This window comes from Picosynechococcus sp. PCC 7003 (assembly GCF_001693255.1).
In the GTDB taxonomy this organism is placed as follows: Bacteria; Cyanobacteriota; Cyanobacteriia; order Cyanobacteriales; family MRBY01; genus MRBY01.
In genome coordinates, this window is the sequence record NZ_CP016474.1 from 905,833 (window position 1) to 928,242 (window position 22,410).

The following is a 22,410-nucleotide window of genomic DNA, read 5'->3' on the forward strand; positions in this document are numbered from 1 at the left end:
AGGAACAAACCGTGGGACAGAAAATTCATCCAGTTGGTTTCCGTTTGGGGATTACAAAAGAGCACCTCTCCCGTTGGTACGCCGACCCCAAACAATACCCTGCCCTCGTGCAGGAAGACTACAAAATCCGCAAGCACATTGATGCAAACCTCAATAACGCTGGTATCTCTAAAGTTTTGATCGAGCGTAAAGCCGATCAAGTTGATCTAGAGATTCACACTGCCCGTCCCGGTGTCGTCGTCGGTCGTGGTGGTTCTGGCATCGAAGCCCTCAGAACTGGTCTCCAAGACGTCCTTGGCGATCAGCGTCAAATCCGCATTAACGTCGTCGAAGTCAACCGCGTTGACGCTGATGCTGCCCTCATCGCTGAATATATTGTTCAGCAACTTGAGCGACGGGTATCTTTCCGTCGAGTTGTCCGCCAAGCCGTTCAACGGGCCCAAAGAGCAGAAGTTCAAGGGATCAAAATCCAGGTGAGTGGTCGCTTAAACGGTGCAGAAATTGCCCGGACAGAGTGGGTACGTGAAGGACGCGTTCCCCTACACACGCTCCGCGCTGACATCGACTACTCCTACAAAACTGCCCAAACCATTTACGGAATTCTTGGGATTAAAGTTTGGATCTTCAAAGGCGAAATTATTCCGGGTCAAGAAGAAACTTCTGCCGCTAATGCTGCCCCTCTGCCCCGTCGCAAATCTCGACGTCAGCAGTTTGAAGACCGTAGCGAACAATAAATTGCTCCACTACTGGCAATTTAATTTTCTACCCTCACTGTTTACCCTTTAGGAAACAATGCTAAGTCCAAAACGTACAAAATTCCGGAAGCAGCATCGCGGTCGCATGCGGGGAATGGCGTATCGCGGCAATAATATTCAATTTGGTGACTACGCGCTCCAAGCCGTTGAACCCAGTTGGATTACCGCCCGTCAAATTGAAGCCGCCCGTCGTGCGATGACCCGTTATATCAAGCGGGGTGGTAAGATTTGGATCCGAATTTTCCCCGATAAACCCATCACCATGCGTCCGGCGGAAACCCGTATGGGTTCTGGTAAAGGTAACCCTGAATTCTGGGTTGCTGTGGTTAAGCCTGGCCGGATCATGTTTGAGATGAATGGTGTCGCTGAGCCGATCGCCCGTGAAGCCATGCGCCTTGCGGCCCAAAAGCTGCCGATTAAAACCAAGTTCATCACCCGCAACGAGGAGTATATCTAAATCATGCCTTTACCCAAGATTGAAGATGCTCGCAAACTCAATGACCAAGAGCTTGCTGACGAAATCGTTGCCGTCAAGAAACAATTGTTTGACCTCCGTCTCCAACAAGGTACCGGTCGCCTGGAGAAAACCCATGAGATCAAGCATGCTCGCCACCGTCTCGCCCAGTTGATGACGGTCGAGCGCCAAAGACAACTCCAAGCTCAGTAAAAGTAGGAGACAGAATCTCGTATGGCTACGAAAGAAAGAGTGGGAATGGTCGTCAGCGACAAAATGGATAAAACCGTGATTGTAGCTGTAGAAAACCGCTCTCCCCACCCGAAATACAAAAAAATCGTGGTTAAAACCAAGCGTTTTAAAGCCCACGACGAGGAAAATAAGTGCAAAGTTGGCGATCGCGTTCGTATTCGCGAGACCCCTCCTACCAGCAAGACCAAACGCTGGACCATTGCCGAAATCCTCAACCAATAGTTTTTATTAACTGTTGACCCTAATCTATTTTCTTTACCCTTACCGTAAAGCCGTGATTCAACAACAAACCTATCTTAATGTTGCCGATAATAGCGGTGCTCGTAAACTGATGTGCTTACGGGTTCTGAGTACAGGGAATTGTCGTTATGGTGGCATCGGCGATCAAATTATCGCTGTTGTTAAAGAAGCAATTCCCAACATGGGTGTCAAAAAATCTGATGTCGTTCGGGCCGTTATCGTGCGGACGCGTCAACCACTCCGCCGTGCTAGCGGCATGAGTATTCGTTTCGATGACAATGCCGCTGTCATTATTAATGCAGAAGGCAATCCGAAAGGCACCCGTGTTTTTGGTCCCGTTGCCCGTGAGTTACGGGATAAAAACTTCACCAAAATTGTTTCCCTTGCACCGGAGGTCATCTAACCATGGCAGGACGCAAAAGTTCTACCCCCACACGTCACAAAATGCATGTGAAAACGGGTGATACGGTTCAAGTCATTTCTGGTCGCGACAAAGGCAAAGTAGGCGAAGTTATCAAAACTCTGCCCAAATCCAGCAAGGTCGTGGTCAAGGATGTCAATATCCGCACCAAGCATGTCAAGCCTCAACAGGAAGGCGAGTCGGGTCAGATTCAAACCTTTGAAGCGCCGATCCATAGCTCCAATGTGATGCACTATTCCGAAAAGGAAAAAGTTGCTAGTCGCATTGGCTATCAGCTGACTGAAGATGGCCGTAAGGTGCGTGTATTAAAGAAAACCGGTGAAGTTATCGACTAATCGGCCTTTCTAGAAATTTTTATCTACATTTAGTTTTTCCCTGACCAAGCCCAGGGAGGTTAAACGTAAAATCTATGTCTCAAAGACTCAAAACCCTTTATCAAGACAATATTGTTCCTAAATTAACGGAGCAGTTTGGGTACAGCAACGTCCATGAAGTACCCAAGCTTGTCAAAATTTCAGTGAACCGGGGTCTCGGGGAAGCTTCTTCTAATGCGAAGGCGATGGAGTCTTCCATTAAAGAATTGTCAACCATTACTGGTCAGCGCCCCGTCATCACCCGGGCAAAAAAGGCGATCGCCGGCTTCAAAATTCGCGAAGGGATGCCCGTCGGTGTGATGGTGACTCTACGCTCCGAAAAAATGTATTCCTTTTTGGATCGTCTCATCAGCTTAGCCCTGCCCCGCATTCGTGACTTCCGTGGCATCAGCCCAAAAAGTTTCGATGGACGTGGCAACTACAGCTTAGGGATTCGTGAGCAACTGATTTTCCCTGAAATTGACTACGATTCCATTGATCAAATCCGAGGAATGGACATTTCCATCATCACCACCGCGAGAACCGATGAAGAAGGTCGTGCGCTGCTGAGAGAAATGGGTATGCCCTTCCGTGAAAGCTAAATCTTAGGAGAGATTAAAGGTAATAATGGCGGCTAACGATACCATTTCCGATATGCTCACCCGCATCCGTAATGCGTGCATGGTGCAGCATGACAACACAAAAGTCCCGATGACTCGCATGACCCGTAACATTGCCGAGGTGCTGAAGGACGAAGGTTTCATTGAAAACTACACCGAAGCAGGTGAAGGGATTGAAAAACACCTTGTTATTTCCCTGAAATACAAAGGTCGTAATCGTCAACCGATTATCCAAAAACTTCAACGGGTAAGTAAACCGGGGCTTCGCGTATACAGTAACCACAAAGACTTGCCTCGCGTGCTCGGTGGGATTGGAATTGCGATTATTTCAACTTCCAAAGGCGTGATGACAGATCGCCAAGCCCGTAAAGAAGGTATTGGTGGTGAAATTCTTTGCTACGTCTGGTAATCGTGGCTGAAGTTGATATCAGGAGAAAAACGAATGTCTCGTATTGGTAAAAAACCAATTCCCATCCCCGACAAAGTGACCGTTACCCTCAATGGTGCCAATGTTGCTGTTAAGGGCCCGAAAGGTTCCCTTGAGCGGACATTACCCGAGAAAGTAACTGTCACCCAAGAAGACAACACCGTTGTTGTCTCCCCCGTTGATAACTCTCGGACGGCCCGCGAACGTCATGGCTTGTGCCGCACCCTCGTGGCCAACATGATCGAGGGCGTTTCCCAGGGTTACTCTAAACAACTCGAGATTATCGGTGTTGGTTATCGGGCCCAGGTGCAGGGAAATAAGCTCACCCTTAATGTGGGCTACAGTAAGCCCGTAGAAATGCAAATGCCTGAAGGCGTGACTGCGGCTATGGGTGAAAAAAATACTCAAGTGATCATCTCTGGTATTGATAAAGAGGTTGTGGGTAACACGGCTGCTAAGGTTCGTGCTGTCAGACCTCCTGAGCCCTACAAAGGTAAAGGGATCCGTTACCAAGGTGAATACATCAGACGTAAAGCTGGTAAGGCAGGTAAGAAGTAGAGATGAAAGCAACTCGCAAACAACTCACGCAGCGTCGTCATTTCCGTATTCGCCGTCGTGTCGAAGGGACTGGCGATCGCCCCCGTTTAGCAGTATTCCGCTCCCACAAGCATATTTATGCCCAGGTGATTGACGATGAGAAGCAACATACCTTGGTAGCGGCTTCTACCCTCGACAAAGATCTCAAGGGGGAACTCGCATCCGGTGGTAACATCTCAGCTTCCACTGCAGTCGGTAATCTCATTGCCAAGCGCGCCCTCGAAAAAGGCATTACCAAAGTCGTCTTTGATCGCGGTGGTAACCTTTATCATGGTCGTGTCAAAGCCTTAGCAGATGCTGCCAGAGAAGCCGGTCTGGACTTTTAAGCTGTTGATGAAATCATTAGGAAAATAATTATGGCAAAGCGTCGTAAATCATCAAAGAACAAAGAAAAAGAAACAAACTGGCAAGAGCGTGTGATTCAAATCCGTCGCGTCAGCAAAGTTGTCAAGGGTGGTAAGAAACTCAGTTTTCGCGCCATTGTTGTCATTGGCAATGAGACCGGAAAGGTCGGCGTTGGCGTCGGTAAAGCAGGAGATGTCATCGGTGCCGTCCGTAAAGGTGTCTCCGATGCGAAAAAACACGTTGTCGATGTTCCTTTGACAAAAACAAACACCATCACCCACCGGATCAATGGCGTTGCGGGTGGCGCAAAAGTAATGATGCGTCCCGCTGCCCCCGGTACCGGTGTAATTGCTGGTGGTGCCGTGCGGACGGTACTCGAACTTGCTGGTGTGAAAAATATTCTTGCCAAACAGCTGGGTTCCAGTAGCCCTCTGAACAATGCTCGGGCGACCGTTGATGCATTGGGTAACCTCCGGAGTTTCTCCTCCGTTGCCCAAGAGCGTGGCGTTTCTATCGAACGGATCTATGCCTAACCCTAATTTGGCGGGCTGAGGACATTAGTAAAACGTTTACTCAAAAAAACCATGAAGTTATCCAATCTATCCCCTAAAGCGGGATCAAAGAAGCGCCGTCGTCGTGTTGGCCGTGGCATTGCTGCTGGCCAAGGCGCAAGCTGTGGCTTCGGCATGCGGGGTCAAAAATCCCGTTCTGGTACCGGTACAAAAGCTGGGTTTGAAGGGGGACAAATGCCCCTTTACCGTCGTGTACCGAAGCTAAAGCACTTCACCATTGTGAATCCTAAAAATTTCACCATTGTGAATGTTGGCCAATTAGCTGACTTGCCAGCCAACACAGAAGTTACCCTTGAAAGCTTAATGGCAGCAGGCATTGTCACCACCAACGATGGCCCACTCAAGGTTCTTGGCGATGGTGAATTGTCCGTGGCCCTTAAAGTGACCGCAGCGGCATTTTCTACCGGGGCCAAAGCAAAAATCGAGGCGGCTGGCGGCAGTTGTGACGCCTAGAAAAATTCGGGAACAAAGCACTAAGTTAGAATTTATCAAGGTTGCTTAATACTTCTTAGAACTGTTCATTACGTAAACTCCCGAAGAGAACATCACTATGGTTGTCAGTCGCGAAAAAACACCAACCGCCCAGGAAACCTTTATGCAGATGGCACAAGCCGCTGGCCTTCGGGGTCGATTGCTTGTCACCCTCGGTCTTTTGGTTCTGGTTCGGTTTGGCGTTTTTATTCCAATTCCCGGCATTGACCGGGTTGCCCTGAGCGAGGGGATTCAAAACTCTCCTCTCTTAGGCTTTTTAGATGTATTTGCCGGTGGTGGTCTTTCCGCCGTCGGCATTTTTGCCCTAGGGATTCTCCCTTACATCAATGCTTCAATCATCATGCAGCTCATGACGGCAGCCATTCCTGCCCTTGAGGACATGCAAAAAAATGATGGCGAGGCAGGGCGCCGTAAAATTTCCCAGATCATTCGTTATGTGACGGTAGGCTGGGCGGCGTTACAAAGTTTTGGGATTACGCTGCAAATTCTGCGCCCCTATGCTTTGGATCCTGGTTTTACTTTTGTTTTGGAAACTACATTAGCACTGACAGCAGGTTCTGTCTTTGTAATGTGGATTTCTGAGCTGATTACCGAAAAAGGTTTAGGAAACGGAGCCTCTTTGTTGATTTTTGTCAACATTGTGGCTGTGTTACCGAGAACCTTGGGGAATACCATCGAATTTGCCCAGACGGGTGGCCGAGCAGTGATTGCTAAAGTCATTTTACTGCTGGTTGTTTTTCTGATCATGATTGTCGGTATTGTGTTTGTGCAGGAAGGAACACGCCGGATCCCGATTGTTTCTGCCCGTCGTCAAGTGGGCCGTAAGCTTTATCGGGAACGCACAAGCTACCTGCCGCTACGACTTAATCAGGGTGGGGTGATGCCGATTATTTTCGCCTCTGCGGTTCTGGTGCTGCCTTCTTCTTTGGCGGGCTTGGCTGGCTCAGGGGAAGGGTTCTTTGGTCAAGCGATCGCCACAATTTCGACGCTATTACAACCGGGAAGAATTCCCTATGTCTTGGTCTATCTCGTTTTGATTCTCTTTTTCAGCTATTTCTATGCGTCTTTGATCGTGAATCCGGTGGATATGGCCCAAAACTTGAAAAAGATGGGGTCTAGTATTCCTGGTATTCGTCCCGGTCGGGCCACAAGTGAATATCTAGAAAAAGTGATCAATCGTTTGACCTTGCTAGGGGCAATTTTCCTTGGTTTAGTAGCAACAGTGCCTACTTTTGTGGAAGGGGCAACGGGCGTCACAACTCTACGGGGTTTTGGGGCTACATCCCTACTCATTCTGGTGGGGGTTGCGATTGATACAGCCAAGCAAATCCAAACCTATGTTATTTCCCAGCGCTATGAAGGCATGGTTAAACAATAGTGTTTTTATCAGGGTTTAGGTATTAGCTGGAATATCTAAACTTTTTGTTGATTTAGTAAGCAATTTGGATGGTAATAGAGGCGTTATGGCTCAAGGAGTAAGGTTGATTTTTTTGGGTCCCCCAGGGGCCGGAAAGGGCACTCAGGCTCAGGTTTTGGCAGAATCTTGTGGAATCCCCCACATTTCTACTGGAGAAATTCTCCGGGCGGCGATCGCCAATCAAACAGAACTCGGCCAACAGGCCCAGGGGTTTGTGGATCGTGGTGAATTGGTTCCCGATAGTCTGATTTTGAATTTAATTCGTGAAAGACTTCAGGAGCAAGATGCCCAGCAGGGTTGGATTTTGGATGGTTTCCCCCGCAATGTGAGCCAAGCCGAGTTCCTTAACACCTTACTCAGCGAGCTGAAGCAACAATGTGACGTTGCCCTTAACTTGGAAGTCCCCGACGCCACATTGGTAGAACGCTTACTAAGTCGTGGCAGAAAGGATGACAACCAGGAGACTATTCGGCGTCGTTTAGAAGTTTATCGGGAGCAAACAGCCCCAGTGATCGACTTTTACCAAAAACAGGGTTCTTTGAAATCCGTTGATGGCGATCGCTCCCTTGAAGAAGTTACCGCCGCCCTAGAGCAGGCGATCGCTTCATAACTCCTGGTTGGAACTCTATGCCGATTGATGAAATTTATTAGGAGATCTATTTGTTTTGTCTAAACAAGATCTAATCGAAATGGAAGGTACCGTCACCGAGTCCCTTCCCAATGCTATGTTCCGGGTTGACTTGGACAATGGCTTTAATGTTCTGGCCCACATCTCTGGCAAAATTCGCCGGAATTACATCAAAATTTTACCGGGCGATCGCGTCAAAGTAGAATTGACCCCCTATGACTTAAGCAAAGGGCGGATCACCTACCGACTCCGGAAAAAATAAGCCTATCCCATCCGTTTCTTATATTCAATAGCAAAAAAACTTGCTATGATGATAAGCTTGCGGAGTTTTGTGCTAATCGCCAATCGGTTCATAGCAGAATCAATATATAGAAAATTGCTAAATCTAACCTGAAAACCTATGAAAGTTCGAGCATCCGTCAAAAAAATGTGTGATAAATGTCGCGTGATACGCCGTCGCGGTCGTGTCATGGTGATCTGCGCTAATCCCAAGCACAAGCAACGTCAAGGATAAATCGTAGAAGTCGCTGAGACATTTATTCCGTAACTTATAAATTATTGAAATTGTTCATTTAGGGAGAAAAAATCGTGGCACGAATTGCAGGTGTTGATCTTCCCCGTGATAAACGCATTGAAATTGCCCTGACCTATGTGTATGGCATTGGTTTATCAAGAGCCCAGGAGATCATCGCAAACACCGGGGTAAACCCCGACACCAGAGTAAGGGATCTATCTGATGAAGATGCCCTCAAGCTCCGGTCTTACGTTACCGACAACTACCAAGTTGAAGGGGATCTCAGACGTTTAGAGTCCATGAATATCAAACGTCTGGTAGACATCGGCACCTACCGTGGCCGTCGTCATCGCCAAGGTTTGCCCGTACGTGGTCAAAGAACCCGGACCAATGCCCGCACCCGCCGTGGTCGTCGCGTCACTGTTGCCGGTAAGAAGAAAGCACCGCGTTAATCCCTTGAGTTTTACCTCACAAAGCTACGCATTTATCCTATCTTCTACAGATTAAAATTATGGCACGACAAAAAAAAGGCAGCCCTAAGAAGGTTAAAAAGAATATCCCCAACGGTGTTGCTCACATTCAATCCACCTTTAACAACACAATCGTCACCATCTCCGATACCAAAGGCGATGCGGTTTCCTGGTCTTCTGCCGGGGCAAGTGGTTTTAAAGGGGCCAAAAAAGGGACTCCCTTTGCTGCCCAAACCGCCGCTGACAATGCAGCCCGCCGCGCAATGGAACAAGGCATGCGCCAAATCGAAGTGATGGTGAGTGGCCCTGGTGCGGGTCGTGAAACAGCAATTCGTGCTCTGCAAGCCGCTGGTTTGGAGATTACGTTAATTCGCGATGTCACCCCCATTCCCCACAATGGTTGTCGTCCGCCCAAGCGTAGACGGGTATAAATCCTCTTTGACTGAATCCTTGACAACAAGAGAATTAGTTCAAGTCAATATCCATCTTGTCTGAAGGCTTGGTGCCTGGCTCAGATCGCGAAAAACGGGAGATCAGAAAAAGCGTGACACAGTTTCAAATCGAGTGTGTAGAAAGCAAAACACACAAAAATCAAAGTCAATATAGCAAGTTTGTCTTTGAACCCCTAGAACGGGGTCAAGGAACAACCCTCGGCAATTCCCTCAGACGGATTTTACTGTCTAACTTAGAAGGAACCGCCGTGACAGCGCTGCGGATTGGTGGCGTGAACCATGAGTTTGCGACGATCCCCGGTGTGCGGGAAGATGCCCTTGAGATTATTCTGAATATGAAGGAAATCGTTCTCAAGAGCTACACCCATCAGCCTCAGATTGGTCGCTTAACAGCCACTGGCCCTGGCCAAGTGACGGCGGCTCAGTTTGATCTGCCTTCTGAGGTGGAAGTGGTCGATCCAAGCCAGTATATTGCAACCCTCGCTGATGGTGCGAAGCTGGAAATGGAGTTTCGGATCGAGAAAGGGAAAAGCTATCGCGCCGTTCAACGGAATCGGGACGAGGCCACTGCTTTAGATTTTCTACAGATTGATGCGGTGTTCATGCCAGTCACTAAGGTGAACTATAGCGTCGATAGTATCCATAGTGAAGGAGATGCGGTTCGCGATCGCCTAACCCTTGAGATCTGGACAAATGGCAGTATTAAGCCAGAGGAAGCATTATCCCAAGCAGCGGCGATCGCCGTTGAACTGTTTAATCCCCTCAAGGATCTCACCCTCGAAGCCATTCAAGACGAGTTCCAAGAGGACGAAGACCCCACCAGCCAAATTCCCATCGAAGAATTACAGCTATCGGTACGGGCTTACAACTGTCTCAAGCGGGCACAAATCAACTCTGTCGCTGATCTTTTAGACTATAGCCAAGAAGATTTGCTAGAAATCAAAAACTTTGGCCAAAAATCAGCCGAAGAAGTGATCGATGCCCTAAAAACCCGTTTAGGCATTACTTTACCGGAAGAAAAAACGGCGAAGTAACTTTAGATTTATTTGATTTTTCACTGACTGTACTGTTTACATCCTAGGGAGGAAGAAAAAATGCGTCACGGTTGTCGTGTTCCCGAATTGGGGAGACCGGCGGATCAACGGAAGGCCCTCTTACGTGCCCTCACCACTCAACTGATTCGCCATGGCCAAGTTAAAACCACTAAAGCGCGGGCCAAAGCGGTTCGTTCTGAAGTGGATCGCATGATCACCTTGGCAAAAGATGGTTCTTTAGCTGCCCGTCGTCGGGCTTTGGGCTATATGTATGACAAAGATCTTGTCCATGCCCTATTTGCCCAAGCAAAAGATCGCTATGGCGATCGCCAAGGGGGTTATAGTCGCGTTGTCCGTACCGTTCGTCGTCGCGGCGATAACGCAGAAATGGCAATTATCGAATTAGTCTAACCCAGACTAATCTGCCACCTGTCTAAGCCCATGTCCCAAGCCAACCCAAGAAAACGCATTGCATTGGTCATCCAATATATCGGCACTCACTTTTGTGGTTGGCAACGGCAAACAGCAGAACGAACCGTGCAAGCCGTCATTGAAGAGACTATCTCCTCGGTTGTCGGCCAAAAAATCACAATTCACGGTGCCGGGCGTACCGATAGCGGTGTCCATGCCGCCGGACAATTCGCCCACTTTGAATGTGAAAGTTTAATCCCTGGTTATAAATGGGCCAAAATCCTTAACGATCGCCTACCACCCGATATCAATATCCGTGGTGCTTGCGAAGTTCCCCAGGATTGGCATGCCCAGTTTTCTGCCCAATGGCGACGGTATCGGTATACCATCTATACCCACCCAACCCCAAATCTGTTCCTTCAGCCCTATGCTTGGCATTATTACCAGGCCCCCCTCGATGAAACCCTCATCCAAGCAGCCCTGACGCCCCTATTGGGTGAACATCACCTCGCTGCTTTTCAACGGACTGGTTCCAAGCGATCCCATGCATGGGTCAATGTGCAGGCAGCAGAATGTTCCCGTCGAGGCTCCTTTATTCATATAGAAATTCAAGCCAATGGGTTTTTGTATGGGATGGTTCGCCTACTGGTCGGGATGCTAGTGGACATTGGACAAGGTAAACTTTCTTTAGCGCAATTCCAAGATATTTGGAAAAATGAGAAGCGACACCTTGTAAAATATTCAGCCCCAGCAAAAGGCTTATGTTTACTTAGGGTTGGTTATCCTGAGCCTTTGTTTCCACCCCATATTTGGTTTGATACCCAGCCAACTTTTCTACTAACTCATTAGTTGAATTCCTTATGCGTCATCTAGCGCAAAAATTTTATGATTAAGACACCTTTACCGAAACAAGAAACCCTTGACCAGAAATGGTATGTGGTCGATGCTTCTGACCAACGCTTGGGTCGTTTAGCGACCGAAGTTGCCAAAGTACTCCGGGGCAAAAATAAAGCAGAATATACCCCCCACATGGATACTGGGGATTTTGTGATTGTCGTGAACGCTGAAAAAGTAGTTGTGACGGGTCGCAAGCCTGAGCAAAAACTTTACCGTCGCCACTCTGGTCGTCCTGGTGGAATGAAAGTTGAAACCTTCAATCAGCTGCAAGACCGGATTCCTGAGCGCATTATCGAAAAAGCAGTTAAAGGAATGTTGCCGAAAAATGCCTTGGGTCGTCGCTTGTTCACCAAGCTAAAGGTCTATGCTGGTAATGAGCATCCCCATGCCGCACAGCAACCCGAAGTTCTGACCATCAATACTATTCCCGGAGGAGATAAATAATGAACGCAACCGCTACTCAAGATCGCCCGATTTACTGGGGAACAGGTCGTCGTAAGTCATCTATTGCCCGTGTACGCCTTGTGCCTGGTTCTGGCAAGGTTGTTGTCAACAACCGCTCTGGGGAAGATTATTTCAACCGGATTCCTGGTTACCTTGCGGTGCTCAAGTCTCCCCTGGAAACCCTGGGTTTAGAAAGTGAGTATGACATTCTTGTGAATGCCCATGGTGGTGGCTTGACTGGTCAAGCAGATGCCGTCAAGCTTGGTGTGGCTCGTGCTCTCTGTGAATTGGATCCGGACAACCGCCAGCCCTTAAAAATTGAAGGCTATTTAACCCGTGACCCCCGTTGTAAGGAACGGAAAAAGTACGGTTTACACAAGGCCCGCAAAGCGCCTCAGTTCTCCAAGCGTTAATTATTTGGTATGGCGTTCGTTATGGCTACTGTGGCGATCGCCTTTATGCATTCTATTAAACTAAATTAATTAGAGAATAATTCCCATGCCCAAAGCTGATATTCATCCCGAATGGTACCCAGACGCCAAAGTCATCTGTAACGGTGAAGTTGTGATGACGATTGGTTCTACCCAACCTGAAATCAACGTTGAAATTTGGTCTGGTAACCACCCCTTCTACACCGGAACTCAAAAGATTATCGATACCGAAGGTCGTGTAGACCGTTTCCTCCGGAAGTACGGTATGCTCAGCAACAATTCCGACGACCAGAAATAGGTATTCCCTTGAGTTTTCCCAACCCGGCAGCCCCCTGCTGGGTTCCTTTGTTTTTTAGGGATTTTCTTCCCCTAACGTAAAAACGTTCTGTGCATTATGGCTGAAGCATACTTACTCGATAAACTAAAGTCCGTCGAACAAACCTTCCAGGAAATGACCCGACGCCTGGCCGATCCCGACATCGCGACGAACCCCGATGAGCTACAACGGGTGGCAAAAATTCGTTCCTCCCTCGAAGAAACAGTAAATACCTTCAATCAGTGGAAAGAAGCACAAGAAGAACTCCGGGGAGCAAAGGAAATCCTCAAAGAATCCGCCGGAGATCCCGAAATGAAGGAAATGGCGGCCTTAGAAGTCGAAGAACTCGAAAATACCATTGACACCCTCGAAAATCGTCTGAAGATTCTGCTGTTGCCTAAGGATCCCAACGACGAAAAGAACATCATGTTAGAAATTCGCGCCGGCACCGGGGGAGATGAAGCAAGCATTTGGGCCGGCGATCTGCTCCGGATGTATTCTCGTTACGCCGAAGGCCAAAACTGGCGGGTAAAACTCCTAAGCGAATCGGCAGCCGACATGGGAGGCTTTAAGGCGGTCATCCTAGAAATTCAAGGGGAACAGGTTTACAGCAAATTGAAGTATGAAGCTGGTGTACACCGAGTTCAGCGGGTGCCTGTCACCGAAGCTGGGGGACGGGTTCACACCTCTACAGCGACCATTGCCGTGATGCCAGAAGTTGATGATGTCGAAGTCGAAATTGATCCCAAAGATATTGAAATGACCACCGCCCGTTCCGGTGGCGCGGGGGGCCAGAACGTCAACAAAGTAGAAACAGCGGTTGACCTATTCCACAAACCGACGGGCATTCGCGTCTTTTGTACAGAAGAGCGATCGCAGTTACAGAACCGAGAGCGGGCCATGCAAATTCTCCGGGCAAAGCTCTACGAAATGGAACTCCAGAGGCAACAAGAAGAAGTCAGTTCCATGCGCAAATCCCAGGTGGGTACAGGCGCTCGTTCTGAAAAAATTCGCACCTACAATTACAAAGATAATCGCGTTACGGATCACCGCCTAGGACAAAACTTTTCCTTGGCCCCGGCCTTAGAAGGAGATATTGAGGATATGCTCCAGGCTTGTATCTCCCAGGATCAACAGGCTCAACTCGAACAGCTCGCCGCCGAAGGCTAATAAATCCTTCCCTGGGGAAGGTGGCCGCAGGCCGGAAGGGGTTCTTTCCTGGGGAAGGTGGCCATGGGGCGAAAGAAGTTCTTTTCTAAGGTTGAACTTCACTGCAAACCTGATAAAAATCTGTCTCTGGCGGTTCCGCGAAGAGAGGATTCATTTCCGCCATGATTTTTTGGCTGAGTTCCGTCTGATTTTTATCCATATCCTCGATATTGTCCCAAAGGATCATCGCGATGCCTTGATCACTATTCGGCCCCATTTTTTGTAACAAAAAAGCTCCTTGAAACCCTTCCGAATAGCTAGACACAATTTTTTCGTAGAGGGCTTGGGCCTGGGCAAATCGTCCAGGCTTAAATTCACCGATCGCCACATACGCGACTTTATGGCGGAGACAGTCGTTAAGTCCTTGCATAGTTGAATTTTCCATCGTCTAAAACTACATGGCTTAAGGCGATCGCATGTCGCCTCTGCCGATAATTTCACTGTAGCGAGAGAATTCCCCTAGAAAGCCTCTTTACGCATTTTCTTAACCGCTTTTAGACTTATGTCAACTTTTTTGTCGTGTTTTTGAAACGTCACCATTGGCTCTCTTTAAATCTTTAACCTGTCATTAATCCAACATCAAAGCGATATTAATCCTCCTTTGGTTCACTAGAAGTGCATCAAACCATAAACTAGCCCGTATCCAACTTTACAGATGTTGAAAGTTGTGAATTTCTGGTGCTATACTGCTAAGCGGCGTTTTGAAAATGATTTGCAGTAATAAAATATGCTTATCAACAACATAAATGCCCAAGCTCAAAGTCAAAAAATATCTCAGGTGTGAGGTTCAACCGAATATGTCTAAAACAGTGAGAACTTTTCTCAGTGGTGCTTCCTTTGCCTTAGGCGCAACTGTTGCTTTTTCTGGCACTGCCCAAGCAAACACTGAACTCCTCGATCAAATCAATAGCTATAGCCAAGACGATATCGCTCAGGTTAATAGCGTTTTTCAACTCAGTGATGTTTCCCCTTCTGACTGGGCCTTTGACGCGCTTCGTAACCTAGTCGAAAACTACAACTGTATTGTTGGTTATCCCGATGGCACTTTCCGTGGCAGCCGTCCCCTCAGCCGTTATGAATTTGCCGCTGGTCTGAACGCTTGTTTACAGCAAATTGAGCGCATGATCCAAAGCGGTGGCTCTGAAGTAACCCCCGAAGATCTAGCAGCTCTTCGCCGTCTCGTGAACGAATTCGAAGCAGAACTCGCCACCCTCGGTGCTCGCGTTGATGACCTCGAAGGTCGCGTTGAATTCCTCGAAGACCATCAGTTTTCTACCACTACTAAGCTCGGTGGGGAAGTTATCTTCAATCTTGGCGCTGCTTTTGGTGAAGACAATATTGACGATCAAGTTACTTTCAGCGATCGCGTTCGTCTGAATCTTGACACTAGCTTTACTGGCAAAGACCGTCTTCGTACTCGCCTTGAAGCCGGTAACATCACTGCTTTTGATGATGCAACAGGTGTAGACACTGCTCGCCTCGGCTTTGACACCGACAATGACAACGATGTTGAGATTGGTAAGTTATACTACCGTTTCCCCCTCAGTGACAATATTCGTGCCTATGTCGGTGCTGTTGGCATGGGCCTCGATGATATTGCAGACTCTACCAGTCCCTATTTTGAGAGCAGTGGCTCCGGTGCCCTCTCCCGCTTTGGTCGCTTTAATCCCATCTACCGTGGCCCTGACGGTGCTGGTGCTGGTTTCAACCTAGGCCTAGGCGAAAAGTTCACTTTCACCGCGGCTTACTTGGCCGATGACGGTGATGTGAATAATCCTGAAGAAAAGAATGGTCTTTTTAACGGCAATTACACCGCAGCAGCCCAGCTTGACTTCGAACCTTCCGACAACATTATGTTATCCGCAGTCTACGCTCGCCGATACCAAAAATCCGGAGATGTCAACTTAACCGGTAGCACAGGCAGTGATGTTGCTAAAGACCCGTGGGATGATGGCGGGTTTGGCGAATATGCTGCATCTTCGGATAACTTTGGCTTACAAGCTAGTTGGCTGATTGGCGAAAAATTCAACCTCGGCGGCTGGGTTGGCTATACTAATGCTGACATTGAGGATCCAACTGTGACTGGTAATGCTGAGGTCTGGAATTGGGCAGTTAATGCAGCACTACTTGATGTTGGTGGCGAAGGTAATGTTCTGGGTTTGATTTTCGGTCAACCTCCTAAGCTAACTAATGCTGACATCGACTTTGGTGGTGGCCAGGGATCCAGCTTCGATGATGAGGGTGAGACAACTTACCTTGCAGAGCTTCAGTACCGTTACAAGCTCAACAAGAACATCACCATCACTCCCGGTGCTTATGTGATTTTCAACCCCAACCAAAATGACGATAACGACACCGTTGTTGTGGGTTCTGTACGCACCACCTTCAGCTTCTAAGGCAAAGGAGAACCAAGTCTAATTCCTCACACATGTTGCTTCTAAAAGCAAAAAAATTAGTCCTGGAAGTGAGTCAATTTTGGCTCACTTTTTTCTTTGAAGCTATCAAGTTTTAGAAATCAGGTTTTATTTTGACTTTAAGTTGTATTGTACATATACTGATAAATTGTGAGTTTTTTGAAAAACCATGAACGCTGAAGCAATCATTCGCTCCATCGAAGCGGAACAGCTCAAGGATGATCTTCCGACCATCCACGTGGGCGACACCGTTCGAGTCGGAGTCAAAATCAAAGAAGGTACCAAAGAACGGGTTCAGCCCTACGAAGGTACCGTTATTGCCATGCGCAATGGTGGGATTAACGAAACCATCACTGTGCGTAAAATTTTCCAAGGGATTGGTGTTGAGCGGGTCTTCCTGCTGCACTCTCCCCTCGTCGATAACATCAAAGTTATCCGTCGTGGTAAAGTCCGCCGGGCTAAACTGTATTACTTGCGCGATCGCGTTGGTAAAGCAACTCGGATCAAGCAACGTTTTGATCGCCCGATCTAGGCTTTTGTAATCCCTTTGATTCGCTCAAAATGTTTTGCACAAAGCCTGCCACCTGTGCTAAGATTGCTAAGGCTTGTTAAGAGCAAGTGTACAAGCGTCCTTAGTTCAGTTGGTAGAACGCAGGTCTCCAAAACCTGATGTCGGGGGTTCGAGTCCTCCAGGGCGCGTTTCAATTTACATTAAACTTTAGTTGAAGTATTGCAGTGGCTCTGGGAGGAGTTTCTGATTGTGGCCAAAACAAAGAAGACCGTCGAGACTGAAGCCAACAAGCCCGAAGGTTTCGACGTTACAAAATACGCCAACGAAACAAAAGAAGAGCTCGCTAAGGTTGTTTGGCCCTCTCGCCAACAGCTCATTAGTGAGTCTGCCGCTGTTATTTTGATGGTGATCCTTGTTGCGACTGTTATCTACGTCGTAGACAATCTCTTCATTTTTGTTTCAGGTGCTGTATTTTAAAAGACTCTTTAACTTTCTATGGAACATTCAGAAGAATACACAGGAACGCAAGCTGGACCCAAACCGCGTTGGTATGCCGTCCAAGTTGCATCTGGGTGCGAACAAAGAGTCAAAGCAAACCTTGAACAACGCATTCATACTCTCGATGTGGCGGATCGGATCTTTCAAGTTCAGATTCCCCAAACCCCAACTGTCAAAATCCGTAAGGACGGCAGTCGGCAGCATGGAGAAGAAAAGGTTTTTCCTGGTTATGTCTTGATTCAGATGACCCTAGATGATGAAGCTTGGCAGGTCATCAAAAATACGCCCCATGTGATTAATTTTGTTGGGGCTGAACAGAAGCGTAGCTACGGTCGGGGACGGGGCCATGTTAAACCCGTGCCTCTCAGTAAGTCTGAAGTAGAGCGCATCTTTAAACAAGCTCAGGTTGTTGAACCGACTGTTAAGGTCGATATGGCCATTGGCGACAAAATCCTCGTACTTTCTGGTCCTTTTAAGGATTTTGAAGGCGAGATCATTGAAGTCAGCCCTGAGCGCAGCAAACTGAAAGCTCTATTGTCGATCTTTGGTCGAGATACGCCAGTAGAACTTGAATTTACTCAAGTGGAAAAACAGAGCTAGCGATGGCAAAAAAAGTTGTTACGGTAATCAAATTAGCTTTACCTGCGGGTAAGGCCAACCCTGCACCTCCTGTTGGGCCAGCCCTGGGTCAGCACGGGGTGAACATCATGGCTTTCTGTAAGGAGTACAACGCAAAGACTTCTGACCAGGCAGGCATGATTATCCCTGTAGAAATTTCGGTATATGAAGACCGGAGTTTCACCTTTATCCTGAAAACACCCCCTGCTTCTGTCTTAATCCGTAAAGCAGCCGGGGTCGAGAAGGGTTCTGCCCAGCCTAACAAGCAAAAAGCAGGTTCTATCTCTCGGGCGCAATTGCAGGAAATCGCCCAAACTAAAATGCCTGATTTGAATGCGAATGATATCGAAGCGGCAATGAATATTGTTGCTGGTACAGCGCGAAATATGGGTATTACAGTTACGGATTAGTAACTGCCTGGAAACTGGATACAACAGTTAAGTTTTTAATCTTTATGTTTGGGGAGAGGCGTGTGTCTCGTTATGTACCCAAGGAGTAAGTATGGCAAAAAAATTATCTCGTCGGCTTCGTGAGGCGCTTGAGAAGGTTGAAGATAGAGCTTATGAGCCTCTAGAAGCTTTGACACTTTTGAAAGAAACTGCTACGGCTAAGTTTGATGAAACGGCTGAGGCTCACATTCGCCTAGGGATTGATCCGAAATACACGGATCAGCAGTTGAGAACGACTGTTGCGTTCCCGAAAGGCACGGGGCAGTCTGTACGGGTTGCTGTTATCACCAGCGGTGAACAGGTAAAAGTTGCTGAAGAGTCTGGAGCGGATCTTGTTGGTTCCGAAGAGCTCATTGAAGATATTCAAAAGGGCATGATGGACTTTGAAGTCTTGATTGCAACGCCGGATATGATGCCGAAGGTGGCTCGTTTGGGTCGTCAGCTTGGCCCCCGTGGTTTGATGCCTTCACCGAAAGGTGGCACTGTGACGACGGATGTCGCCACGGCGATCGCCGCCTTCAAGGCCGGTAAACAAGAGTTCCGGGCTGACCGGGCAGGGATTGTCCACGTCCTTTTTGGTAAATCCTCTTTCGCTGCGGAAGATCTTCTGGTAAACTTAAAAGCTCTTCAGGAAACCATCGACCGGAACCGTCCCTCTGGGGCCAAAGGTCGCTACTGGCGGAGCATTTATGTGTCTGCTTCCATGGGGCCTTCGATCCAGGTGGATATCAACGCCCTCCGGGATCTTTCCATTGAAGAAAAAGCCTAGGCCTTCTTAGGTAAAACAATTAAATAGATTTGTATTCATGCCAGAGACAGCAGGGGCGATCGCTTAATATCCTGCCGAGGTAAAACGCTACAAGACTAGACAAGTTTTTTCCAAGTTTGCTTGGAAGAAGAGCGTGACCCTGGCATTGTTGTTAGGGTCTATTTTTTTTGTCCCTACTTTAATAACCTTTCCCCAAAAAGGAGGTGAGAACAGAATGGGAAAATCGCTAGCAGATAAGCAAGAATTGGTTGCTGAGATCAAAGATTTGCTCAAGGATGCACAACTTACTTTTGTGATTGATTACAAGGGTTTAACCGTTGCGGAAATCACTGATTTACGTAATCGTCTTCGTCCTGCCGGGGCATATTGCAAAATTGCGAAAAACACGCTGATGCATATTGCCGTTGATGGTGATGAAACGTGGCAACCCGTGCAATCTCTCTTGAAAGATTCCTCCGCATTTTTAATTGCCGGAGAAGATGTTGCTTCCGCCGTTAAAGCTTACAAAGAATTCCGCAAAGCAACGAAGAAAACCGAACTTCGTGGCGGCGTTATGGAAGGTCAAGCTTTAACCAGCGACCAAATCGAAGCCCTCGGTGATCTGCCCACCAAAGAACAACTCTACGGTCAGATTGCAGGTGCGATCAATGCAGTTACTGCAAAAATTGCCATCGGCATCAACGAAGTACCGGGTTCTTTGGCCAGAGCCATCAAAGCTGTTTCCGAGAAAGAAGCAGCCTAACTTTCAATGCCGCTTGATTTATTTCGTTGCGGCCTAACTTTCTCGTTGTTCTAAACGTAATTTTTATTCACTAAGGAGATAGATTAAATGTCTGCTACTACCGATGAAATTTTGGAGAAGTTGCAATCTCTAACTCTGCTTGAAGCAGCTGAATTAGTTAAGCAAATCGAAGAAACCTTTGGCGTTAGCGCTGCTGCTCCCGTTGGTGGCATGGTAATGGCTGCCCCCGGTGCTGCTGCTGCTGAGGAAGTTGAAGAGAAGACCGAATTTGACGTTATTCTCGATGAAGTTCCTGCTGACAAGAAAATCGCCGTTCTTAAGGTTGTTCGTGGCATCACTGGCCTCGGTCTTAAGGAAGCCAAAGAAATGGTTGAATCTGCGCCTAAGCCCATCAAAGAAGGCACTGGCAAGGAAGATGCTGAAGCCATCAAGAAGCAGCTTGAAGATGCTGGTGCAAAAGCAAGCGTCAAGTAATTTATATCAACTTACCTATTGATAAGTAGGTATAGCTTCAATTGATATTTAGGTGATGAGCGGACAGGTTATCTGTTCGCTTTTTTTTGATCTTGAGATCTTGATGATTAAAGCTCTGCTAGGGCATTTATGGCATGAAAAAATCCCCCTGCAGTGATTGAGGGGGACTGATAAGTTGAATTTGTTAAATTTGTTTTGTGTAAAGGCTTTTTAGAGTTGGGGTTCTTTCTGGTGCCAAGCCGTTGCCTGTTCATAGACATGGGCCACCTGAAGTAAGAGATCCTCTCGAAGAACATTACCGATGAGTTGCATCCCGATGGGGAGTCCTTGGGCATCAAAACCACAGGGCAGACTCAGGGCCGGTAGTCCCGCTAAATTGACGGGAATGGTCATCAAGTCAGAGAGATACATACTGAGGGGATCATCGGTTTTTTCGCCAGCTTTGAAAGCGGTACTGGGGGAAGTGGGACAAATGAGTAGGTCCACCTTGGCAAAGGCTTGATCAAAGTCTTCTTTAATTAAAGTTCTGACCTTCTGGGCTTTGAGGTAATAGGCATCATAATAGCCAGCCGACAAGGTGTAAGTTCCTAACATAATCCGGCGCTTTACCTCAGGGCCAAAACCAGCGGCACGGGTTTGGGTGTACATATCAACCAGGTTATCGGCCGCAGCATTGCGTGTGCCATATTTGACGGCATCGTAACGGGCCAAATTTGCTGAGGCTTCGGACGGGGCAATGATGTAGTAGGCAGGTAAGCCATAACGGAAGCGAGGACAGGAGATAGTTTCAACCTCAGCACCAAGTTCCTGGAGTTGGGCGATCGCCTTTTGAACCGCTTCAGCAACCTCTGGATCCAGTCCTTCCCCAAAAGTCTCCTGGATGATGCCAATTTTGAGGGGCTTATCTTTGGGGAGTGCCGCCTGGAGCAACTGGCTATATTGGGGAATATCCACATCTAAACTGGTGGAATCCTTGGGATCATGGCCGGCGATCGCCTCTAACAGAATTGCCGTATCTTCTACTGTCCGGGCAAAGGGGCCAATTTGATCCAGAGAAGACGCATAGGCCACCAAGCCAAAACGAGACACCAGGCCATAGGTCGGTTTAAGGCCCACCACACCACAGAGGGAAGCCGGTTGGCGAATCGAGCCGCCAGTATCTGAACCCAGGGCGATCGGCGCTTCCCCTGCTGCCACTGCCGCCGCTGACCCCCCAGAAGACCCACCCGGAACCCGTGTGACATCCCAGGGATTGCCCGTTACTTGATAGCCAGAATTTTCCGTCGAACTACCCATGGCAAACTCATCAAGGTTTGTTTTGCCTACCATAATCGCCCCAGCTTCCCGTAACTTCTGGGTGACTGTCGATTCGTAGGTCGGCACAAAGCCTTCCAGGATGCGCGAAGCACAGGTGGTCTGAATGCCTTTCGTACAGAGATTATCCTTAATTGCAATGGGGATGCCTTCTAGGAGGCCAATGGTTTCCCCCGCGGCAATTTTTGCATCCACTTGCGCCGCCTGGGCCAAGGCCTGTTCCTTAGTCAGGGTTAAAAACGCTTTAACCTTAGGTTCCACCGCTTCGATATGGGCAAACGTTTCCGTCAAAATTTCGACAGCAGAACGTTCCTTTGAAATGAGTTGTTGGTGTAGCGTGCGGATGGCTGACATGCTTTATCTATTCTCTGAAATACCCCAATCAGTTTATCCACTTGCCTTCCTCCCTGACAATCATCTCTAAAAATTATTTTTGCGGCGATCGCCCCGGAAGGGAACCAGCATCCGATACAATAAACTCCAGCTTATGTTAATTTGATAAGTCTATTTTTAGTCAGCACAACAAAATGCTAAATTTATGAGCGCTCATATTCTTTAACAAAGTATGAGAACCGCTCAGGTAGATTTTTAGGAATCATCAATGAACCAGGAAATTTTTGACAAAATTAAAAATATTATCGTTGATCAGCTGGATGTCGATGCTGACTCCGTAAGCCCCGAATCAAACTTCATCAGTGACCTTGATGCAGACTCCCTCGACACAGTCGAGCTGGTCATGGCCTTTGAAGAAGAATTTGATATCGATATTCCCGATGATGTCGCTGAAAAAATCACTACGGTGGGAGAAGCAGTTAACATCATCGCTGAAAAAACTGGCGCCAACTAAACCATTTAGTCCAGTCAGTTTAA

Annotated in this window: 36 protein-coding genes, 1 tRNA gene and 1 other annotated feature; of the genes, 35 read left to right on the forward strand and 2 right to left on the reverse strand. The window is 47.8% G+C overall.

From position 1 onward, the window contains the following. The first annotated feature begins 11 nt into the window (after positions 1–11). From rpsC to prfA, 25 genes are all read left to right on the forward strand, one after another. Positions 12–734 (forward strand): 30S ribosomal protein S3, encoded by a 723-nt coding sequence (gene rpsC / locus AWQ21_RS04310; protein WP_065713487.1) that lies wholly within the window; start codon positions 12–14, stop codon positions 732–734. Between the two features lie 58 nt (positions 735–792). Then, a complete protein-coding gene (rplP, locus tag AWQ21_RS04315; RefSeq protein ID WP_012306683.1) occupies positions 793–1,212 on the forward strand; it encodes a 50S ribosomal protein L16 in 420 nt (139 codons plus the stop codon). A gap of 3 nt (positions 1,213–1,215) precedes the next feature. Continuing rightward, positions 1,216–1,422 carry a 50S ribosomal protein L29 gene (gene rpmC / locus AWQ21_RS04320; protein ID WP_030006188.1) on the forward strand — a complete coding sequence of 69 codons (207 nt, stop codon included), beginning with the start codon at positions 1,216–1,218 and terminating at the stop codon, positions 1,420–1,422. A 21-nt stretch (positions 1,423–1,443) separates the two neighbouring features. Next, complete coding sequence (rpsQ, locus tag AWQ21_RS04325; RefSeq protein ID WP_012306681.1) at positions 1,444–1,683, forward strand: 30S ribosomal protein S17; 240 nt, start codon at positions 1,444–1,446, stop codon at positions 1,681–1,683. Between the two features lie 52 nt (positions 1,684–1,735). Then, a complete protein-coding gene (rplN, locus tag AWQ21_RS04330) occupies positions 1,736–2,104 on the forward strand; it encodes a 50S ribosomal protein L14 (RefSeq protein ID WP_012306680.1) in 369 nt (122 codons plus the stop codon). A 2-nt stretch (positions 2,105–2,106) separates the two neighbouring features. Next, complete coding sequence (rplX, locus tag AWQ21_RS04335; RefSeq protein WP_012306679.1) at positions 2,107–2,457, forward strand: 50S ribosomal protein L24; 351 nt, start codon at positions 2,107–2,109, stop codon at positions 2,455–2,457. Between the two features lie 74 nt (positions 2,458–2,531). After that, complete coding sequence (rplE, locus tag AWQ21_RS04340; RefSeq protein ID WP_030006187.1) at positions 2,532–3,077, forward strand: 50S ribosomal protein L5; 546 nt, start codon at positions 2,532–2,534, stop codon at positions 3,075–3,077. A 25-nt stretch (positions 3,078–3,102) separates the two neighbouring features. Further along, positions 3,103–3,504 (forward strand): 30S ribosomal protein S8, encoded by a 402-nt coding sequence (gene rpsH, locus AWQ21_RS04345; RefSeq protein ID WP_012306677.1) that lies wholly within the window; start codon positions 3,103–3,105, stop codon positions 3,502–3,504. A gap of 33 nt (positions 3,505–3,537) precedes the next feature. After that, positions 3,538–4,080, forward strand: a complete 543-nt coding sequence (rplF, locus tag AWQ21_RS04350; protein ID WP_030006185.1) for a 50S ribosomal protein L6 — start codon at positions 3,538–3,540, stop codon at positions 4,078–4,080. A 2-nt stretch (positions 4,081–4,082) separates the two neighbouring features. Further along, the gene (gene rplR, locus AWQ21_RS04355; protein WP_012306675.1) at positions 4,083–4,445 is read left to right on the forward strand and encodes a 50S ribosomal protein L18; all 363 of its coding nucleotides are present in this window, start codon (positions 4,083–4,085) and stop codon (positions 4,443–4,445) included. Positions 4,446–4,475: 30 nt separating this feature from the next. Beyond that, the gene (gene rpsE / locus AWQ21_RS04360; RefSeq protein ID WP_012306674.1) at positions 4,476–4,997 is read left to right on the forward strand and encodes a 30S ribosomal protein S5; all 522 of its coding nucleotides are present in this window, start codon (positions 4,476–4,478) and stop codon (positions 4,995–4,997) included. Between the two features lie 51 nt (positions 4,998–5,048). Beyond that, complete coding sequence (gene rplO, locus AWQ21_RS04365) at positions 5,049–5,489, forward strand: 50S ribosomal protein L15 (protein WP_065713488.1); 441 nt, start codon at positions 5,049–5,051, stop codon at positions 5,487–5,489. A gap of 97 nt (positions 5,490–5,586) precedes the next feature. Then, entirely contained in the window at positions 5,587–6,906 is a 1,320-nt protein-coding gene (gene secY, locus AWQ21_RS04370; RefSeq protein WP_065713489.1) for a preprotein translocase subunit SecY, read from the forward strand. 85 nt (positions 6,907–6,991) lie between these two features. Beyond that, on the forward strand, positions 6,992–7,555 hold the full coding sequence (locus AWQ21_RS04375) for an adenylate kinase (protein ID WP_065713490.1): 564 nt from the start codon (positions 6,992–6,994) through the stop codon (positions 7,553–7,555). 55 nt (positions 7,556–7,610) lie between these two features. Next, positions 7,611–7,835 (forward strand): translation initiation factor IF-1, encoded by a 225-nt coding sequence (gene infA / locus AWQ21_RS04380; protein WP_006196724.1) that lies wholly within the window; start codon positions 7,611–7,613, stop codon positions 7,833–7,835. Between the two features lie 138 nt (positions 7,836–7,973). Then, the gene (gene rpmJ / locus AWQ21_RS15845; RefSeq protein WP_071819462.1) at positions 7,974–8,087 is read left to right on the forward strand and encodes a 50S ribosomal protein L36; all 114 of its coding nucleotides are present in this window, start codon (positions 7,974–7,976) and stop codon (positions 8,085–8,087) included. Positions 8,088–8,161: 74 nt separating this feature from the next. Further along, positions 8,162–8,539, forward strand: coding sequence for a 30S ribosomal protein S13 (rpsM, locus tag AWQ21_RS04385; RefSeq protein ID WP_012306670.1), 378 nt, complete (start codon positions 8,162–8,164; stop codon positions 8,537–8,539). 59 nt (positions 8,540–8,598) lie between these two features. Continuing rightward, a complete protein-coding gene (rpsK, locus tag AWQ21_RS04390; RefSeq protein ID WP_012306669.1) occupies positions 8,599–8,988 on the forward strand; it encodes a 30S ribosomal protein S11 in 390 nt (129 codons plus the stop codon). Positions 8,989–9,101: 113 nt separating this feature from the next. Further along, positions 9,102–10,043: a DNA-directed RNA polymerase subunit alpha gene (locus AWQ21_RS04395; RefSeq protein ID WP_065715214.1), complete on the forward strand. Its 942-nt coding sequence runs from the start codon at positions 9,102–9,104 to the stop codon at positions 10,041–10,043. 60 nt (positions 10,044–10,103) lie between these two features. Beyond that, positions 10,104–10,454 (forward strand): 50S ribosomal protein L17, encoded by a 351-nt coding sequence (gene rplQ, locus AWQ21_RS04400; RefSeq protein ID WP_012306667.1) that lies wholly within the window; start codon positions 10,104–10,106, stop codon positions 10,452–10,454. Positions 10,455–10,484: 30 nt separating this feature from the next. Then, positions 10,485–11,303, forward strand: a complete 819-nt coding sequence (gene truA, locus AWQ21_RS04405; protein ID WP_065713491.1) for a tRNA pseudouridine(38-40) synthase TruA — start codon at positions 10,485–10,487, stop codon at positions 11,301–11,303. A 36-nt stretch (positions 11,304–11,339) separates the two neighbouring features. Beyond that, positions 11,340–11,795 carry a 50S ribosomal protein L13 gene (gene rplM / locus AWQ21_RS04410; RefSeq protein WP_065713492.1) on the forward strand — a complete coding sequence of 152 codons (456 nt, stop codon included), beginning with the start codon at positions 11,340–11,342 and terminating at the stop codon, positions 11,793–11,795. Beyond that, positions 11,795–12,208 (forward strand): 30S ribosomal protein S9, encoded by a 414-nt coding sequence (rpsI, locus tag AWQ21_RS04415; protein WP_065713493.1) that lies wholly within the window; start codon positions 11,795–11,797, stop codon positions 12,206–12,208. Before rplM ends, rpsI begins: the two co-directional genes overlap by 1 nt. 85 nt (positions 12,209–12,293) lie before the next feature. After that, on the forward strand, positions 12,294–12,524 hold the full coding sequence (gene rpmE, locus AWQ21_RS04420) for a 50S ribosomal protein L31 (RefSeq protein ID WP_012306663.1): 231 nt from the start codon (positions 12,294–12,296) through the stop codon (positions 12,522–12,524). Between the two features lie 96 nt (positions 12,525–12,620). Beyond that, positions 12,621–13,712, forward strand: a complete 1,092-nt coding sequence (gene prfA / locus AWQ21_RS04425) for a peptide chain release factor 1 (RefSeq protein ID WP_065713494.1) — start codon at positions 12,621–12,623, stop codon at positions 13,710–13,712. 85 nt (positions 13,713–13,797) lie between these two features. On the opposite strand, the gene AWQ21_RS04430 is transcribed toward prfA, so the two are convergent. Continuing rightward, positions 13,798–14,121, reverse strand: coding sequence for an antibiotic biosynthesis monooxygenase (locus AWQ21_RS04430; protein WP_065713495.1), 324 nt, complete (start codon positions 14,119–14,121; stop codon positions 13,798–13,800). 427 nt (positions 14,122–14,548) lie between these two features. Between AWQ21_RS04430 and AWQ21_RS04435 the strand changes: the two genes are divergently transcribed. The 9 genes from AWQ21_RS04435 to rplL all read left to right on the forward strand — a co-directional run bounded on the left by AWQ21_RS04435 (position 14,549) and on the right by rplL (position 20,226). Next, positions 14,549–16,147: an iron uptake porin gene (locus tag AWQ21_RS04435; RefSeq protein WP_065713496.1), complete on the forward strand. Its 1,599-nt coding sequence runs from the start codon at positions 14,549–14,551 to the stop codon at positions 16,145–16,147. Between the two features lie 187 nt (positions 16,148–16,334). Further along, the gene (gene rplS / locus AWQ21_RS04440) at positions 16,335–16,697 is read left to right on the forward strand and encodes a 50S ribosomal protein L19 (RefSeq protein WP_012306659.1); all 363 of its coding nucleotides are present in this window, start codon (positions 16,335–16,337) and stop codon (positions 16,695–16,697) included. Positions 16,698–16,791: 94 nt separating this feature from the next. Continuing rightward, positions 16,792–16,864: transfer RNA gene (locus AWQ21_RS04445), tRNA-Trp, on the forward strand. Positions 16,865–16,925: 61 nt separating this feature from the next. Continuing rightward, positions 16,926–17,153 (forward strand): preprotein translocase subunit SecE, encoded by a 228-nt coding sequence (gene secE, locus AWQ21_RS04450; protein ID WP_012306658.1) that lies wholly within the window; start codon positions 16,926–16,928, stop codon positions 17,151–17,153. Positions 17,154–17,171: 18 nt separating this feature from the next. After that, the gene (gene nusG, locus AWQ21_RS04455; RefSeq protein ID WP_012306657.1) at positions 17,172–17,774 is read left to right on the forward strand and encodes a transcription termination/antitermination protein NusG; all 603 of its coding nucleotides are present in this window, start codon (positions 17,172–17,174) and stop codon (positions 17,772–17,774) included. A gap of 2 nt (positions 17,775–17,776) precedes the next feature. Then, complete coding sequence (rplK, locus tag AWQ21_RS04460) at positions 17,777–18,202, forward strand: 50S ribosomal protein L11 (protein WP_012306656.1); 426 nt, start codon at positions 17,777–17,779, stop codon at positions 18,200–18,202. A gap of 91 nt (positions 18,203–18,293) precedes the next feature. After that, positions 18,294–19,010, forward strand: a complete 717-nt coding sequence (gene rplA, locus AWQ21_RS04465; RefSeq protein WP_030007219.1) for a 50S ribosomal protein L1 — start codon at positions 18,294–18,296, stop codon at positions 19,008–19,010. Positions 19,011–19,032: 22 nt separating this feature from the next. After that, positions 19,033–19,184, forward strand: a sequence feature (ribosomal protein L10 leader region). A gap of 40 nt (positions 19,185–19,224) precedes the next feature. Further along, positions 19,225–19,752 (forward strand): 50S ribosomal protein L10, encoded by a 528-nt coding sequence (gene rplJ / locus AWQ21_RS04470; RefSeq protein WP_065713497.1) that lies wholly within the window; start codon positions 19,225–19,227, stop codon positions 19,750–19,752. 87 nt (positions 19,753–19,839) lie between these two features. Then, positions 19,840–20,226, forward strand: coding sequence for a 50S ribosomal protein L7/L12 (gene rplL, locus AWQ21_RS04475; RefSeq protein WP_030007220.1), 387 nt, complete (start codon positions 19,840–19,842; stop codon positions 20,224–20,226). A gap of 210 nt (positions 20,227–20,436) precedes the next feature. On the opposite strand, the gene gatA is transcribed toward rplL, so the two are convergent. Further along, positions 20,437–21,894 carry an Asp-tRNA(Asn)/Glu-tRNA(Gln) amidotransferase subunit GatA gene (gene gatA, locus AWQ21_RS04480; protein WP_065713498.1) on the reverse strand — a complete coding sequence of 486 codons (1,458 nt, stop codon included), beginning with the start codon at positions 21,892–21,894 and terminating at the stop codon, positions 20,437–20,439. A 247-nt stretch (positions 21,895–22,141) separates the two neighbouring features. Between gatA and acpP the strand changes: the two genes are divergently transcribed. Next, complete coding sequence (gene acpP / locus AWQ21_RS04485; protein ID WP_012306651.1) at positions 22,142–22,387, forward strand: acyl carrier protein; 246 nt, start codon at positions 22,142–22,144, stop codon at positions 22,385–22,387. The last annotated feature ends 23 nt before the right edge of the window (positions 22,388–22,410 follow it).

Coding starts and splice junctions, on each gene's coding strand:
- rplJ (WP_065713497.1), top strand. CDS start 19,225: ATGGGAAAATCGCTAGCAGATAAGCAAGAATTGGTTGCTGAGATCAAA.
- AWQ21_RS04435 (WP_065713496.1), top strand. CDS start 14,549: ATGTCTAAAACAGTGAGAACTTTTCTCAGTGGTGCTTCCTTTGCCTTA.
- truA (WP_065713491.1), top strand. CDS start 10,485: ATGTCCCAAGCCAACCCAAGAAAACGCATTGCATTGGTCATCCAATAT.
- secY (WP_065713489.1), top strand. CDS start 5,587: ATGGTTGTCAGTCGCGAAAAAACACCAACCGCCCAGGAAACCTTTATG.
- rplO (WP_065713488.1), top strand. CDS start 5,049: ATGAAGTTATCCAATCTATCCCCTAAAGCGGGATCAAAGAAGCGCCGT.
- rplE (WP_030006187.1), top strand. CDS start 2,532: ATGTCTCAAAGACTCAAAACCCTTTATCAAGACAATATTGTTCCTAAA.
- rpmJ (WP_071819462.1), top strand. CDS start 7,974: ATGAAAGTTCGAGCATCCGTCAAAAAAATGTGTGATAAATGTCGCGTG.
- acpP (WP_012306651.1), top strand. CDS start 22,142: ATGAACCAGGAAATTTTTGACAAAATTAAAAATATTATCGTTGATCAG.
- rpsH (WP_012306677.1), top strand. CDS start 3,103: ATGGCGGCTAACGATACCATTTCCGATATGCTCACCCGCATCCGTAAT.
- rplL (WP_030007220.1), top strand. CDS start 19,840: ATGTCTGCTACTACCGATGAAATTTTGGAGAAGTTGCAATCTCTAACT.
- rplM (WP_065713492.1), top strand. CDS start 11,340: ATGATTAAGACACCTTTACCGAAACAAGAAACCCTTGACCAGAAATGG.
- rplK (WP_012306656.1), top strand. CDS start 17,777: ATGGCAAAAAAAGTTGTTACGGTAATCAAATTAGCTTTACCTGCGGGT.
- rplF (WP_030006185.1), top strand. CDS start 3,538: ATGTCTCGTATTGGTAAAAAACCAATTCCCATCCCCGACAAAGTGACC.
- nusG (WP_012306657.1), top strand. CDS start 17,172: ATGGAACATTCAGAAGAATACACAGGAACGCAAGCTGGACCCAAACCG.
- rpmC (WP_030006188.1), top strand. CDS start 1,216: ATGCCTTTACCCAAGATTGAAGATGCTCGCAAACTCAATGACCAAGAG.
- rpmE (WP_012306663.1), top strand. CDS start 12,294: ATGCCCAAAGCTGATATTCATCCCGAATGGTACCCAGACGCCAAAGTC.
- rplA (WP_030007219.1), top strand. CDS start 18,294: ATGGCAAAAAAATTATCTCGTCGGCTTCGTGAGGCGCTTGAGAAGGTT.
- AWQ21_RS04430 (WP_065713495.1), bottom strand. CDS start 14,121: ATGCAAGGACTTAACGACTGTCTCCGCCATAAAGTCGCGTATGTGGCG.
- rpsK (WP_012306669.1), top strand. CDS start 8,599: ATGGCACGACAAAAAAAAGGCAGCCCTAAGAAGGTTAAAAAGAATATC.
- rplP (WP_012306683.1), top strand. CDS start 793: ATGCTAAGTCCAAAACGTACAAAATTCCGGAAGCAGCATCGCGGTCGC.
- rplS (WP_012306659.1), top strand. CDS start 16,335: ATGAACGCTGAAGCAATCATTCGCTCCATCGAAGCGGAACAGCTCAAG.
- rplQ (WP_012306667.1), top strand. CDS start 10,104: ATGCGTCACGGTTGTCGTGTTCCCGAATTGGGGAGACCGGCGGATCAA.
- rpsQ (WP_012306681.1), top strand. CDS start 1,444: ATGGCTACGAAAGAAAGAGTGGGAATGGTCGTCAGCGACAAAATGGAT.
- rplX (WP_012306679.1), top strand. CDS start 2,107: ATGGCAGGACGCAAAAGTTCTACCCCCACACGTCACAAAATGCATGTG.
- prfA (WP_065713494.1), top strand. CDS start 12,621: ATGGCTGAAGCATACTTACTCGATAAACTAAAGTCCGTCGAACAAACC.
- AWQ21_RS04375 (WP_065713490.1), top strand. CDS start 6,992: ATGGCTCAAGGAGTAAGGTTGATTTTTTTGGGTCCCCCAGGGGCCGGA.
- rplR (WP_012306675.1), top strand. CDS start 4,083: ATGAAAGCAACTCGCAAACAACTCACGCAGCGTCGTCATTTCCGTATT.
- rpsI (WP_065713493.1), top strand. CDS start 11,795: ATGAACGCAACCGCTACTCAAGATCGCCCGATTTACTGGGGAACAGGT.
- rpsE (WP_012306674.1), top strand. CDS start 4,476: ATGGCAAAGCGTCGTAAATCATCAAAGAACAAAGAAAAAGAAACAAAC.
- gatA (WP_065713498.1), bottom strand. CDS start 21,894: ATGTCAGCCATCCGCACGCTACACCAACAACTCATTTCAAAGGAACGT.